Annotated in this window: 9 protein-coding genes; 5 read left to right on the top strand and 4 right to left on the bottom strand. The window is 66.1% G+C overall.

Translation table 11 applies throughout. From position 1 onward, the window contains the following. Nucleotides 1-138: 138 nt before the first annotated feature. Both CXB49_RS15245 and CXB49_RS15240 read left to right on the top strand, forming a co-directional pair. Complete coding sequence (locus tag CXB49_RS15245) at nucleotides 139-1185, top strand: IS630 family transposase (protein ID WP_101706528.1); 1047 nt, start codon at nucleotides 139-141, stop codon at nucleotides 1183-1185. A gap of 197 nt (nucleotides 1186-1382) precedes the next feature. Continuing rightward, nucleotides 1383-1943: a murein L,D-transpeptidase catalytic domain-containing protein gene (locus CXB49_RS15240; RefSeq protein ID WP_158300889.1), complete on the top strand. Its 561-nt coding sequence runs from the start codon at nucleotides 1383-1385 to the stop codon at nucleotides 1941-1943. 76 nt (nucleotides 1944-2019) lie between these two features. On the opposite strand, the gene CXB49_RS15235 is transcribed toward CXB49_RS15240, so the two are convergent. Together CXB49_RS15235 and CXB49_RS15225 are read right to left on the bottom strand one after the other, a co-directional pair. Beyond that, nucleotides 2020-2448, bottom strand: coding sequence for a hypothetical protein (locus CXB49_RS15235; protein WP_101709198.1), 429 nt, complete (start codon nucleotides 2446-2448; stop codon nucleotides 2020-2022). Between the two features lie 344 nt (nucleotides 2449-2792). Then, complete coding sequence (locus CXB49_RS15225; protein WP_101709196.1) at nucleotides 2793-3791, bottom strand: MBL fold metallo-hydrolase; 999 nt, start codon at nucleotides 3789-3791, stop codon at nucleotides 2793-2795. Nucleotides 3792-3886: 95 nt separating this feature from the next. On the opposite strand from CXB49_RS15225, the gene CXB49_RS15220 reads away from it, so the two are divergent. Further along, nucleotides 3887-4801, top strand: coding sequence for a LysR family transcriptional regulator (locus tag CXB49_RS15220; RefSeq protein WP_101709195.1), 915 nt, complete (start codon nucleotides 3887-3889; stop codon nucleotides 4799-4801). Between the two features lie 7 nt (nucleotides 4802-4808). Here CXB49_RS15220 and CXB49_RS15215 read toward each other — a convergent pair whose 3' ends face one another. Then, nucleotides 4809-7664, bottom strand: coding sequence for an adenosylcobalamin-dependent ribonucleoside-diphosphate reductase (locus tag CXB49_RS15215; protein WP_101709194.1), 2856 nt, complete (start codon nucleotides 7662-7664; stop codon nucleotides 4809-4811). 147 nt (nucleotides 7665-7811) lie between these two features. Then, the gene (locus CXB49_RS15210; RefSeq protein ID WP_158300888.1) at nucleotides 7812-11123 is read right to left on the bottom strand and encodes a DUF748 domain-containing protein; all 3312 of its coding nucleotides are present in this window, start codon (nucleotides 11121-11123) and stop codon (nucleotides 7812-7814) included. 141 nt (nucleotides 11124-11264) lie between these two features. Here CXB49_RS15210 and CXB49_RS23620 point away from each other — a divergent pair, with 141 nt between their 5' ends. Together CXB49_RS23620 and CXB49_RS15205 are read left to right on the top strand one after the other, a co-directional pair. Further along, entirely contained in the window at nucleotides 11265-11459 is a 195-nt protein-coding gene (locus CXB49_RS23620; protein ID WP_158300887.1) for a hypothetical protein, read from the top strand. A 21-nt stretch (nucleotides 11460-11480) separates the two neighbouring features. Continuing rightward, complete coding sequence (locus CXB49_RS15205) at nucleotides 11481-12821, top strand: glutamine synthetase family protein (protein WP_101709192.1); 1341 nt, start codon at nucleotides 11481-11483, stop codon at nucleotides 12819-12821. Nucleotides 12822-13123 lie beyond the last annotated feature (302 nt).

Here is a 13123-nt window from a genome sequence, read left to right as displayed (position 1 = left end):
GAGCGTTCCGGGCCGGCGGCCATGATATTTTTCCGACAGGTTCCGCCGGCGATCGTCGGCGGGCGCCCGCTTGCTCTTGCCAGGGGGCAAACCTATTAATCCGGCAGTAATAATCCGTACAGATTGTATACTTCCGGCATGGAAAAAATCGATGTGCGCAAGCTTGAACTGGCCGCCCGTGAGCAGCTGAGGCGTACCGCTATCCGGATGTACAAGCGAGGCCGGTCTCAAGCCAGTATTGCCGAAGAACTCGGGCTGCGCCGCCCCACCATTTCCGCCTGGGTGGTGCGTGAGGCAGCACTAGGTGCGCAGGGATTCAAAGAACAGAAGCGCGGTCGCGCCGAAGGCACCGGCCGTCGGCTGACCGAGGCGCAGGAAGCCCGGATCAAGCAGGACATCGTGGATCGCACGCCAGACCAGATGAAGCTGAGGTTTGCCCTGTGGAGTGCTCAGGCGGTCAAGGCTGTAATCAAGCAGATGTTTCTGATCGATCTGCCGATCCGTACTGTCCGTCTGTACTTGGCCCGCTGGGGCTTTACGCCGCAGCGCCCGCTCAAACGCGCTTATGAGCAGCGACCGGCAGCAGTCGAGAAATGGCTCAAGGAGGAATACCCGGCTATCGTCGCGCGTGCCAAAGCGGAAATGGCTGAAATCAGCTGGGGCGACGAATCGGCGGTGTCGAGTGTTGAGCACTTTCCGCGTGGCTACGCCCCAAAAGGCCAAACCCCAGTTCTGGTGTTATCCCAATCGAAAAGAGCGCGCATCAACTTGATTTCGGCCATTACCAACCAAGGCAAGATGCGCTTCATGCTGTACCGGGAGACCTTGACGGCCCGGGTGCTGATCAAGTTTCTGATGCGGCTGATCCGTGATGCTGGCGGCAAGAAGGTGTTCTTGATCCTCGACAACTTGCGCGTGCATCACAGCAAGCTGGTGCAAGCATGGTTGGAGGAGGAAGAGAACAAGAAGGCGATTGAGTTGTTCTTCCTGCCCAGCTACTCACCGGAACTGAACCCGGATGAATACTTGAACGGCGACCTGAAGGCCAGAATGAGCGCAGGTGAGCCGGTTCGATCAGACGGTCAACTTCAAGGGAAAGTGCTGTCCCATTTACGCTCATTGCAGAAGCAGCCGGCCAGAATCCGGTCGTACTTCCGGCATGAAAAAATCCGCTACGCGGCATGAGCTTTCTGTACGGTATTTGACTGCCGGATTAATAGAATGAAACACCGCTTTGACCATTGAACGACAAGCCCTGGCCGGCGGATGTGGGTCCGGCCGCGCGGCTGTGATTCGCCATTGCACGGATTTTTTGCCGCTTCTTCTATATGGAATGGCGAGATTCCCCAAGCAGGCCATATGCCAAACGGAAGGAATCGGCGGTGGACACGCTGGAAGAGATATTGCTGCGCTTATGCCGGCAGGAAGCGTTGCCGGATTCGGCGGTGCTGGACATGGTGGCGGTGCAAAGAACGCTGCATCCGCGAGCCAGCCTGCTGTATTGGGTGGTGGTCGATTATGGCCGCCCGTCGACCGAGGGCCGGTTGTTCGTGTTCGACACGCTGGAGGGCAGCGTCCAGCGCTTTCTGGTCGCGCACGGCGGAAGCGCAGAGGCGGACGCCGATCCGCTGCGGGCCGCTTCCTTCTCGAACGAGCCCGGCTGCGGCGCGTCCAGCCTGGGCGTGTGCCGGGCATCGGAAACCTTCTTCGGCAATCAGGGCCTGTCGCTGTGGCTGGACGGGCTGGAACCGTCCAATTCCAATATGCGCGCGCGCAATCTGGTGATGCACGGCGCGCCCTACGTCACGCAGGCCCATATCCGCGAGCACGGCGCCCTCGGCCTTTCCGATGGCAGTCTGGCGGTGGAGCCGCAGTACAGCGCCGGGCTGATCAATATGCTGCAGGGCGGCTCCTACATCAATTGCATCGACGGAAATCGCTGACAGAACGCCGGGCCGTTCACGGCCCGGCGCTGTCATAGCCAGGGCGGCCGGGAGGCCGCCTTTTCATTGTGGACGCTCAGCACTGCACGTGCAGGTGGAACGGGTGGTCGTTCACCGTGCCGTTGGAATCGGCGGTGCGGACGAAGACGGCGTTGGAGTTGCCGGCGCGCTGGGTCACGCTGATCAGTCCGAAGGCCGGCGAGTCGGTCAGCGCGTCGCCTATGGTGGCGGTATACACGCATTGCGACACATTGCTCGGGAAGATCACTTCGAAATAGCCGTAGTTGCCGCCGAAATTGTCCGAGCTGGCGCCGGCCGGACCGACGGCCAGCGTGCCGTCGACATTGACGATGACGCTATAGGTCTTGGTGACCGGGATGACGGCGGCCGTTGCCGCCCTGTGGGATGGCGGCTGGCCGGCGGCCAGCGACGGAGAGCTCAGCGCGCAGGCGGCGGCGGCGATGGCGAGCGCGATCAGGCGGCGCCCCAGGTGGCTAGTGTTCATGGTATTGCTCCTTGTCGATTGTCGGAAACCAGCTTGGTATCGGGGCGCGGCGCGTGATGCGCCGTGACGGGGCGGGGCGTGGCGTCGGGGGAGCGGCGCAGCCGGCTTGCGGTGCCGAAATGGCGAAGCGGCAGGCGATGGCGGAGCGGGAGGCGATGGCGGAGCGGGAGGCGAAAGATGCCCGTTCGGACAAAACGACAACTCGGTCGCGGCTCGGGGGCGCGCGACCGGATAGATGGTTCTAATGAGAAATATTTTTGCCGGAATACGGGGACTATAGAAGCTGATGGGGCGGTCAAAACTGTCCTAATGAACAGTTTTGACCGGATATTGACGCCGGGGACTCAGTTGCCGACATCCTCGCTGTAATTGGCCGGAATCCAGGCGAAGGCCTTGGCGTCGCGGCCGACGTGGCCGATGCCGGGGAAGGAGATGTGGGCGGCGGCGACCCAGTAGCCGTTGCGGGCGGCGTCGGCGAAGGCCTGGCGGCGGCGCTGGACGGCGGTGGCGGAGTCGACGTCGAAGTCTATCGCCACATTGGGCCGGGCGAACTGCACTTGCTGGGCATGGACGGCGTCGCCCCAGAACTGCATGCGCTGGCCGCGGCTTTGCACCTCGTAGAAGGTGTGGCCCGGCGTGTGGCCCGGGGCGGCGATGGTGCGCACGCCGGGGAACAGCTCGGCGCCGGCGGCGAAGGTCTTCACCCGGCCGGCCGCCAGATACGGCGCCAGCGAGGCCCGGGCCTGGTCGAAGCCCTTGCGCTGGTCGAAGCCGGACGGCTGCTCCGGCGCCACCTTGGCCTTATTGGCCGGATCCAGCCAGAAATCCTCTTCCTTCTGGTTCAGATAGACGTCGGCGTTCGGGAAGACCGCCTTGCCGGCCACGGTCAGGCCGCCGGAATGGTCCAGGTGCACATGGGTCAGCAGCACCGCGTCTATGTCTTCCAGCCGGTAGCCGGCGGCGCGGATATTGGCCGGCAGCTTGCCGGAGCCGGGGCCGAACAGATCGCCGGCGCCGCTGTCGACCAACAGCAGCTTGGAGCCGGTATTGATCAGGAAGGCGTTGATCGAGGTCTCGGCCTTGTTCGGCGCCTGGAAGCCTCGTTCCAGCAATTGGCGGATCTGCTCCGGCGACTCGCCGTGCAGCAGCTTGTCCAGCGGGACCTTGACGGTGCCGTCGGACAGCGCGGTGATTTCGAACTGGCCGACCATCATCCGGTAATAGCCGGGCGCCTGGGCGTGGATTTGTGGCGCGGCGGCCAGGCTGGGGGCGACGGGGAGCAGCGCGGCGGTGCCGATGGCGACGGCGGCGGCAATGGCTTTCAGTTGGCGGATCAGGGGCATGTCGGTTCCTTTAAAGCGGTATGCAAGCGGTTTGCTTGCGTGACCCAGCCATGTTCCAATAACCGTCTGTATCATTCAAATCGATTGGAAAGATAGTGAGTATCAGTGAAAGAGATTTCAGAACCGTCGATCTCAACCTGCTGGTGACTTTCCTGGTCCTGATGCGCGAGCGCAATGTTTCGCGCGCCGCCGAATGCCTGTTTGTCGGCCAGCCCGCCGTCAGCGGCGCGCTGGCGAGGCTGCGGCTGCTGTTCGACGACGACTTGCTGCTGCGCACGCCGCGCGGCATGGAGCCGACCGAGCGCGCGCTGAGGCTGGAGGGCGAGCTGCTGCCGCTGCTGGAGCGGATGCAGTCGGCGTTGTTTCAGCCGGAGGCCTTCGATCCGGCCAGGGCCGAGCGGGTGTTCACGCTGGCGATGCCGGATTGGGTGGAGATCTGGTTGATGCCGCGGCTATGCCGGATGCTGCTGGCGGAAGCGCCGGGTGTGGACATCGTCGTCAAACCCACCGATCCGTTCGCCGCCGTCGGCATGCTGGAGCAGCAGCAGATGGATCTGGGCATCGCCTCCTTGCCGGAGTCGCCGAGCTGGCTGCGCAGCCGCGTGCTGGCCGAAATGGGCTTCCAGTGCGTCCATCATCCGGACTGCCTGCGGCTGGACGGCGCGCTGCGGCTGGACGATTACCTGGCCCACCCGCATCTGCTGGTCAGCTATCGCGGCGCCTTTCACAGCGCCATCGACAGCCTGTTGGCCGAGCAGGGCCGGCAGCGGCGGGTGCGCTATTCGACCCAGTCCTTCGGCGCGCTGCCGTCGCTGCTGGGCAGCCTGCCGGCATTGTCCACGGTGCCGGCGACGCTGGGCGCGCACTGGGCCGAGACCGGGAGGCTGCGCGCCGACCCGCTGCCGCTGGACGCGCCCCAGTTCAGCCTGTCGCTGTTCTGGCACGCGACGCGCGACAACGATCCGGCGCAGCGCTGGCTGCGTGGTCTGGTGGAGCGGGCGGCGGCCTGAGCGCTTGTCAGCCGCAGGCGCCGACGTGGCCGCAGGCGGTGCAGAACTCGCAGCCGTCCTTCTTGATCAAGGCGTGGTTGCCGCACTCCGGGCAGGCCTTGCCGGCCAGCGGCCGCGGCGCGGCCGGGGCGTCCGGCGCGAACAGGTCGCTCTGCTCCGGCGCCAGCACGCCCATTTCCTCGACGGGCACGCCGTCCTCGGTCAAGACGCCCAGCATCGCATAGCGATGGATGATCAATCGGGCGAGGTAGGCGACGGTGGACGGCCAGCTCTGCGATTTCTCCAGGCCCGGAATGCGGGCGAAGAAGTCGCCCTGCGGCTCGGCGTAGCTCAAGAGCTTGCGCAGCTTCAGGCCTATCCAGGCCGGATCTATCACGCGCATATCGAGTGATAGCATTTTGCACAGGCCGTCCAGCTCGCGCGGATAGCTGCCGGCCAGCCACACCGAGTACGGGCGGCGCTGGCCGTTCGGCAGCAGCAGCTCCTTGACGAAGAGCACGAAGTCGTCGCCGGTCTGCGGATTGACCACGTCCACCGACCAGCTCATCGTGCCGTCGCCGCCGGATTTCGGCTCCTTGCGCGCGAACAGCGCGTCCATCACAGGCGTGGCCTCGCCTTCTTCCAGTTGCAGCGCGCCCAGCTGTTCGACGCGGTGGCGCACCACTTGGCCCAGCGCGGCGGCGGCCGAGCTGGCGTGTATCGCCTTGCCGCCTAGGGTGAAGCGATAGTGCTTGTCGCCATTGGTGCGCGACAGCGCGTCCAGCTTGGCGGACAGCCAGGCGCGGTCGCGGCAGCGCATGTCCATCGACAGCGTCTTGGCGATCGCCGACAGGCCTCTTTGTTCGTCGGTCGCGTTGACCCAGCACTCGAACGGCGTCGCGCGACCGTTCTCCATATGGCCGACGACGACGGCGAAGTCGCCGGCGTCGCCCTCCACCATGAAGGTCCACGACGGGTTGCCTTCCTGCAGCCGGGGCCGGTTCGGCCATTTCAGGCTGGACAGCGCCGGGCTGGGGGCGGTGTTCAGCGTGACGCGGCGGTCCGGGTCGCTGGCGGCGCCGGACAGGTCCTGCGGCGCGGCGGCGGCGGCCGGCGTCGGCTCCACCGACAGCACCGAGCCCAGCACATTGTTCGGCCTGTAGGTGGTGATGCCCTTCAGGCCGGCGCGCCAGGCTTCCAGATACAGGCTGTCGAAATCGGCGAACGGGTAGTCGGCCGGCACGTTGACGGTCTTGGAGATCGCGGTGTCGACATAGGGCGCGACGGCGGCCACCATCCGCATGTGGTCCAGCGCGCTCATGTCCAGCGCCGAGACGAAGTAGTCCGGCAGCCGCGCGGTGTCGCCGCCCTGTAGCCGCCACACGCGATAGGCGTGATCTTCCACCAGATATTCCTGCTGCGTGTTGTCGGCCATCCGCTTCTTGCGGGTGTAGAACCAGGAGAACGGCGGCTCGATGCCGTTGGAGGCGTTGTCGGCGAAGGCCAGCGAGATGGTGCCGGTCGGGGCGATGGACAGCAGATGGGAGTTGCGTATGCCGTGCTGGCGTATCCTGGCCTTGATCTTCTCCGGCAGCCGGCTGGCGCAGTGCGGCGCGGCCAGGTATTTTTCGGCGTCGAACAGCGGGAAGGCGCCTTTCTCCATCGCCAGATCCACCGAGGCGTCGTAGGCGGCGTCGCGCATGCTTTCGGCGATGCGGGCGGCGAAACGGCGGCCTTCCTCGCTGTCGTAACGCAGCTGCAGCATGATCAGCGCGTCGCCGAGGCCGGTGAAGCCGAGGCCGATGCGGCGCTTGTTCATCGCCTCGCGCTGTTGTTCCGGCAGCGGCCACACCGTCAGGTCCAGCACATTGTCCAGCATGCGGACCGACATCCGCACCACTTTCTCGAAGGCCTTGAAGTCGAAGCTGGCCTTGGCGCCGAACGGCGCGCGCACATGGCGGGTCAGGTTGATCGAGCCCAGATCGCAGCAGCCGTAATCCGGCAGCGGCTGCTCGCCGCAGGGATTGGTGGACTCGATCACCTCGCAATAGGACAGATTGTTGTCTTCGTTGATCCGGGTCATGAACAGCACGCCCGGCTCGGCGTGATCGTAGGTGCATTCCATGATCTGCCGCCACAGCTCGCGGGCGCGCACGCTGCGGTAGACCCACAGGCCGTCCTGGCGGCGGAAGCTGTCGGCGAAGGCCGGCGAGGCCGGTTCGACGGCGTGGATCAGCTGCCACTCGTCGTCGGCCTCGACCGCGCGCATGAAATCGTCGGAGACGCCGACCGAGATGTTGAAGTTGCGCAGGTCGCCGCGGTCCTTGGCGTGGATGAAGTCCTCGATGTCCGGATGGCTGACGTCGAGCACGCCCATCTGCGCGCCGCGCCGCGCGCCGGCCGATTCCACCGTCTCGCAGCTGCGGTCGAACACCCGCATGTAGGACACCGGGCCGGAGGCCCGGCTGTCGGTGCCCTTGACCCGCGCGCCGCGCGGGCGGATGCGCGAGAAGTTGTAGCCGACGCCGCCGCCGCGGCGCATTGTTTCCGCCGCCTGCAGCAGCGCCTGATAAATGCCCACCTTGCCTTGCTCGGCGTCGGACACCGAATCGCCGACCGGCTGCACGAAGCAGTTGATCAGCGTGGCTTTCAGATCGGTTCCGGCGGCGGAGTTGATGCGGCCGCCGGGGATGAAGCCCTGGTCCAGCGCGGCGAAGAACAGCGGTTCGAAACGGGCCGGGTCCTGCTCCAGCTCGGCCAGCGCGCGCGCGACGCGGTGGCGGACCTCGTCCACATTCCGTTCGCCGTGCTTGGCGTATTTTTCCAGCAATACTTCGCGCGAGATGTCCTGTTCCGCCATGGCGGCGATGTTTTCCTGCTGCATGGAATCTTCATCCTTCCGATACGGTTTTCAACGACAAATGCATGGCCGGGTGGGCGTAAAAAAACGGCGTAGCAACTATATGTTGTACGCCGTTCGGGGGTGTGAACGCAAGACCTTGTGTCGGGTCGGCGGCGCGGCTGTGCCGCCTCAGCCACAGCCTCGCGCTACTTGGCGGTGATTTTCACCGCCAGTTCCACGCCGTCGCGGTTGGCCGAAGTCTTTTGCGGCGCGTCCAGCGTCACCCGTTCGGCCAGGTCCGGCTGGCGGCGCAGCATCACCTTGCGGGCGTTCTCGCCGCGCTGCTTCGCCAGCTTCAGCAGATCGGCCTCGCCGACCTTTTCCGCCGCCAGCATTTCGTCGCGCAGCAGCTTGGCCAGATCGGCGCCGGACGGACCGCCTATCTTCAGCGTGTGGCCTAGCAGCTTCAGCCGGCCGATGCGCTGGCCGTAGACGGTCTTGATCGCCGACTGGGTCTGCGCGTCCTTCAGGTCCAGCGTGGCCAGCGGCTCGTCGTCCATCGGCGGGTGGCCGGCGGCGGCGAGCACCGCCGCGTCGACGCGGGCGCGCGCCAATTGGCGGCTGTCCTGCTCCGGCGCGTAGCCGCCGGAGATCGCCAGTTGCAGCTTGGGCCGCTTTTCCATCATCGCCGCCACCTTGTCCAGCTTCTCGCGCTCGGGCGGGCTGGGTCTCGCCGGCGACGAAGCGGATGTCGTCGAATCCTTCGCCGCCGAGCAGCGCGCCCAGCGCGCGGAACGGCGCGGTGACGACTTTGGTGACGATGTTGACGAAGGCCTTCCATACCACTTGGCCGTAGCTGAACTGCGGATCGTCGAGGCTGCCGGCCACCGGCAGGTCCAGATCGATGCGGCCGTCGCTGTCTTCCAGCAGCGCCACGGCGAGTCGCAGCGGCAGATGCGGCGACTTGTCGCCCTTCAATTCGTCGCCGAGCTGGATGGAGTCGATGACGACGCGGTTCTCGCCCTTCAGCTGCCGGTGTTCCAGCAGATAGCGCAGCTCCAGCGACAGCCGGCCGTCCTTGACCTGCCAGCCGGCGAAGTTCATCGAGTACGGATTCAGGTTGTTCATCGCCAGATTGTGGAAATCCAGATGGATGTCCGTGCTGTCGGTCGGCGCCAGCGGCGACAGCGCGCCGCGCACCTTGACCTCGCCGTACTGGTCCACCGCGCCGTCCAGCGTGATGCGGCCGCGGCCGCCGGCGCGGGTGGACAGGTTCTGTATGCTGCCGCGCAGATGGTGCATGCGGGTGGCGAAGTCCGGCGTCATGCCGTGGTCGGCGAACTCGACCGCGCCGTTCTGCACGTGGATGCTGTGCACGTCGATTTGCGGCAGCGGCGCGCCGTTGCCGGCCGGATGCGCCGGCTTGGCCGTCGGCGCGCCGGCGAAGATCTTCTGCCAGTTCAGCCGGCGCTGCTGGTCGAGGATCAGCCGGGCGCGCAGCTGATCCAGCCGCACGTCGTTGATCGAGACCTTCAGCGGCATGCCCTGGGCCTGCAGGCGGGACAGGGCCAGACTGTTCCAGCCGAGCAGCGGCTGCGCCTCGCCCGGTTCCTGCAGCGCCATCCTGGCCAGGCGCAGCTGGCCGGACAGCGACCACTGGCTGGCCGAGGCGGCGTTCAGTTGCAGATCGGCGCTGACGGCGCCGCCGGACAGCTTCAGCGGGGTGCCGGTCAGCCCGTAAGGCGCTAGCGGCGCGATCGGCAGCGCGTCAAGCTTGATGCCGCCGCGCGCGGCCGGCTTCGCCGGATCGATGTCCAGCTTGGCGGACAGGCCGCCGTTGCCGGCGCGGCCGGACAGTTGGAGCGACAGCGGGCCGCCGTCGCCGGCCTTGGCGCGCGCGTCTATCTTGTCCAGCCGGTATTCCAGCGGCTTGGGCAGGCTCAGATCGCGCCAGGCAACGCGGCTGTTCTCCAGCTTCAGTTCCGGATAGGCCAGCTTCCAGCCCGGCGCGGCGTCGGACTTGGCCTTCGGCGCGGCCGGCCGCGGCCGCTGCGCCAGCAGCTTCTGCAACTGCAGCTTGCCGTCGCGGTCGCGTTGCAGCGCCAGCTGCGCGCCGGACAGCGTGATGTCGCCGGGCTGGACGTCGCGCCGCTTGAAGTCTATCCGCGTCGGCGCCAGCTCGGCGCGGTCCAGGCTGAACCAGGGCATGCCGCCGGCGGCGCCCAGCTTCAGATCGGCCAGGCTGAGGCCGACGTCGTCCAGCCGCATGCCGCGCTCGGGGTCCAGCGTCAGCTTGGCCTGCAACTGCGGCAGCGCCGTTTGCAACCGCATGGTCTGGACGAAGCTCTGGTCGCGCCAGTCGGCCTGCCAGTCGTTGAAACGTATGCTTTCCACCTTGACCAGCCACGGCGACGGCTTGGCCGGTTTGTCCGGCTTAGGCGCGGCCGGCGGCAAGGCGCGCAGCCAGTCCAGATTGCCGGCGGCGTCGCGGCCGGCGCTGAGGCGGCCGCGGTTCAGCTCGACTTTGGCCACGGTCAGCAGCGAGCGCGACAGGTCCAGCGCGCCGCCGTCCAGCTTCACTTCCGGCAGCGACAGCTCGCCGCCGCCGCCCGGCGCGGCCAGCTTCAGCCCGGACAGGCCGGCGCGCAGGGCCGACACCGTCAGGTCCGGCGTCTTGCCGCTCATGTCGAACTGGTAGCGGGCTTGGACCGACAGTTCGCCGTCGGGCTTGGCGGTGGCGAAGTAGGGACGGAGGTAGTCCCAGACCGAGGCCAGCGGCAGCCCCTGCATGCTGGCCTCGCCGCTCGATTGCAGCGGCTGCAGCCGCATGCTGCCTTTCCAGTCGAAGCGGCCGCCGCCTTCCAGCTCGGCGTGCAGCGCGTAGCTGCCGTTTTCGGCCAGCGTGCTCAGATTGCTCAGGCTGATGCCGATGGGCATCAACTGGAAGCGTTCATGCTGGCCGTCGCCGTGATCGCTGAAGCGCAGCTGGCCGTTGCGCAGATTCAGCGCCGCGATGCGCAGCCGCGGCAACTTTTCCGGCGCGGTGCCGTCTTCCAGCTTGGGCGGACCGGACACGTCGGCGGCGAACTTGCTCCAGTTCCACATGCCGGAGGCGTCGCGGTCCAGCCACAGCTGCGGGCTGTCCAGCGTGAATTCGCTGGCCTGCCAGCGGCCCAGCAGCAGCGCGTACAGGTCGGCGTTCAGATAGACGCGGCGGGCCAGGAACAGCGGGCGGCCGTCGCCCTCGCGCAGCGCGACACCGTTCAGCGTCAACTCCATGCTCCACGGCACGATGCGGACTTCGGCGATGGCCAGCTGGCGGCCGTGCTTGCGCGCCCAGTCGGCGGCGGCCTGTTGCAACAGCCGCGGCGCCGCCAGGCCGAGAAAGGCCCAGACCAGCAAGACCAGCGCGACGGCGACGAGCAGCCAGCGTAGCCAGCGGCGGGGTTTGCGGGGAGCGGGGGAGACGGAGGCCGGATCGGCCGGAGCATGGGTATTCATATCGTTTAATTCTAATGCACTTTGCCAGCCCCGTCCTGTTGCGTTGTTTGTCCTATTGTTGACGAATATTGACGATGGGACCGGGGCCGGCCATTGCCGGCGGGCGCGGCGGCTGGCTACGATGGATGAGCGTTCAATATCTTGAACGCGATTTTGCCAAATCTTTATCACGAAAGGACGATGATCTTGCCAAGTCATCACCGGCGACGCCGGTCAATCATTTCCATAGCGGCCCCGCTGCTGGCGGACCGCTGCCTGTTCCTGCTGCAGGCGGGACGGCGCAACACCCTGGTCAATCCGGCCCGGCTGCTGGGCAGCTCGGGCACCCATACATAACAAAACAGAACTAGAGGCTTTATGAATAGCGCCGATACCATCAATCAATGGCTTGACCAACACCATATCACCGAGGTGGAGTGTCTGATCCCGGACATGACCGGCCTCGCCCGCGGCAAGATCGTGCCGCGCCACAAATACAATCCCGCCGAGGGATTGCGCCTGCCCGAAGCGGTGCTGTCCATGACGGTCACCGGCGATTATCCCGACCGCGATTTCACTTCGGTCGCCGACCCCGACATGAAGCTGCTGCCTGACATCAGCACGCTGCGCCCGGTGCCGTGGAACAAGGAGCCGACGGCGCAGATCATCCACGATTGCTATTCCTTCGACGGCCAGGCGGTGGACCTGGCGCCGCGCAATGTGCTGAAGCGCATCCTGAAGCTGTACGAGGAGCGGGGCTGGAAGGCCGTGATCGCGCCGGAGATGGAGTTCTACCTGGTCGAAATCCAGCCGGACGAGGACCTGCCGCTGCGGCCGCCGGTGGGCCGCACCCGCCGTACCGAGGCCGGCATGCAGAGTTTTTCGATAGACGCGGTCAATGAATACGACGACATCTTCGACGTGATGTACGACTGGTGCGAGGCGCAGGGCCTGGCGCTGGACACGCTGATCCACGAGATGGGCACCGCGCAGATGGAGATCAACCTCGACCACGGCGACCCCTTGCAGCTGGCCGACCAGGTCTTTCTGTTCAAGCGCACCGTGCGCGAAGTGGCGATACGCAACAATATGTACGCCACCTTCATGGCCAAGCCGATGCAGGGCCAGCCCGGCAGCGCGATGCACATGCACCAGAGCGTGGTCGACATCGCCGGCGGCAACAATATCTTCAGCCTGGCCGACGGCCAGCCGTCGCCGGCCTTCCTGCATTTCATCGGCGGCCTGCAGCGCTATCTGCCGGCGGCGATGCCCTTCTTCGCGCCCTACGTCAACTCCTACCGCCGCCTCAGCCGCTACACCTCGGCGCCGATCAATCTCAGCTGGGGTTACGACAACCGCACCTGCGGCCTCAGGGTGCCGCATTCGGGGCCGGAGGCGCGGCGGGTCGAGAACCGGCTGGCCGGCGTCGACGTCAATCCCTATCTGGCGATGGCGGCCAGCCTGGCCTGTGGCTATCTCGGCATGCGCGAGCAGATCCAGCCGTCGGACCCGCTGAGCGGCAGCGCCTACGAGCAGCCGCACCAGTTGCCGCGCCACCTGGACGACGCCGTCGAGATGCTGCTGCGCTGCAAGCCGCTGGCCGAGCTGTTCGGCGAGCATTTCATCGAGACCTACGCGGCGATTAAGGAGGCCGAGTACCGCGAGTACTTCGACGTGATCAGCCCGTGGGAGCGGCGCTTCCTGCTGCTGCATGTGTGACGGCCTGTTGTCGATGAGGATGCGCCGCCCTGCGGTTTGGAGAGTTTATTTCTGACCTTTGACCCATTGGGGAACGCTTTGAGGAACGCAACCGCGTATCCGATGTACCCCGGGTCCCTTCTAGCCTGCCGACGGGTGGCAGGCCCGAGGTCTTAAGCGGCTGCATGTTTGAGCCCCGCGACGTTAGCGCGGGGCGAGTTCAGCCGCGCCTCGGGCCTGACGGGACCCGACGGGAAGCCGAAGGCCAGGCTTGAGGGTGGCCTTTAGGGGTGGAGGGGATATTTGGCCAAGCAAATATCCCC

Source organism: Chromobacterium sp. ATCC 53434, from assembly GCF_002848345.1.
Classification (GTDB): domain Bacteria; phylum Pseudomonadota; class Gammaproteobacteria; order Burkholderiales; family Chromobacteriaceae; genus Chromobacterium.
Note: the sequence above shows the minus strand (reverse complement) of the source record. Positions and strands in the feature narration are given on the sequence as shown.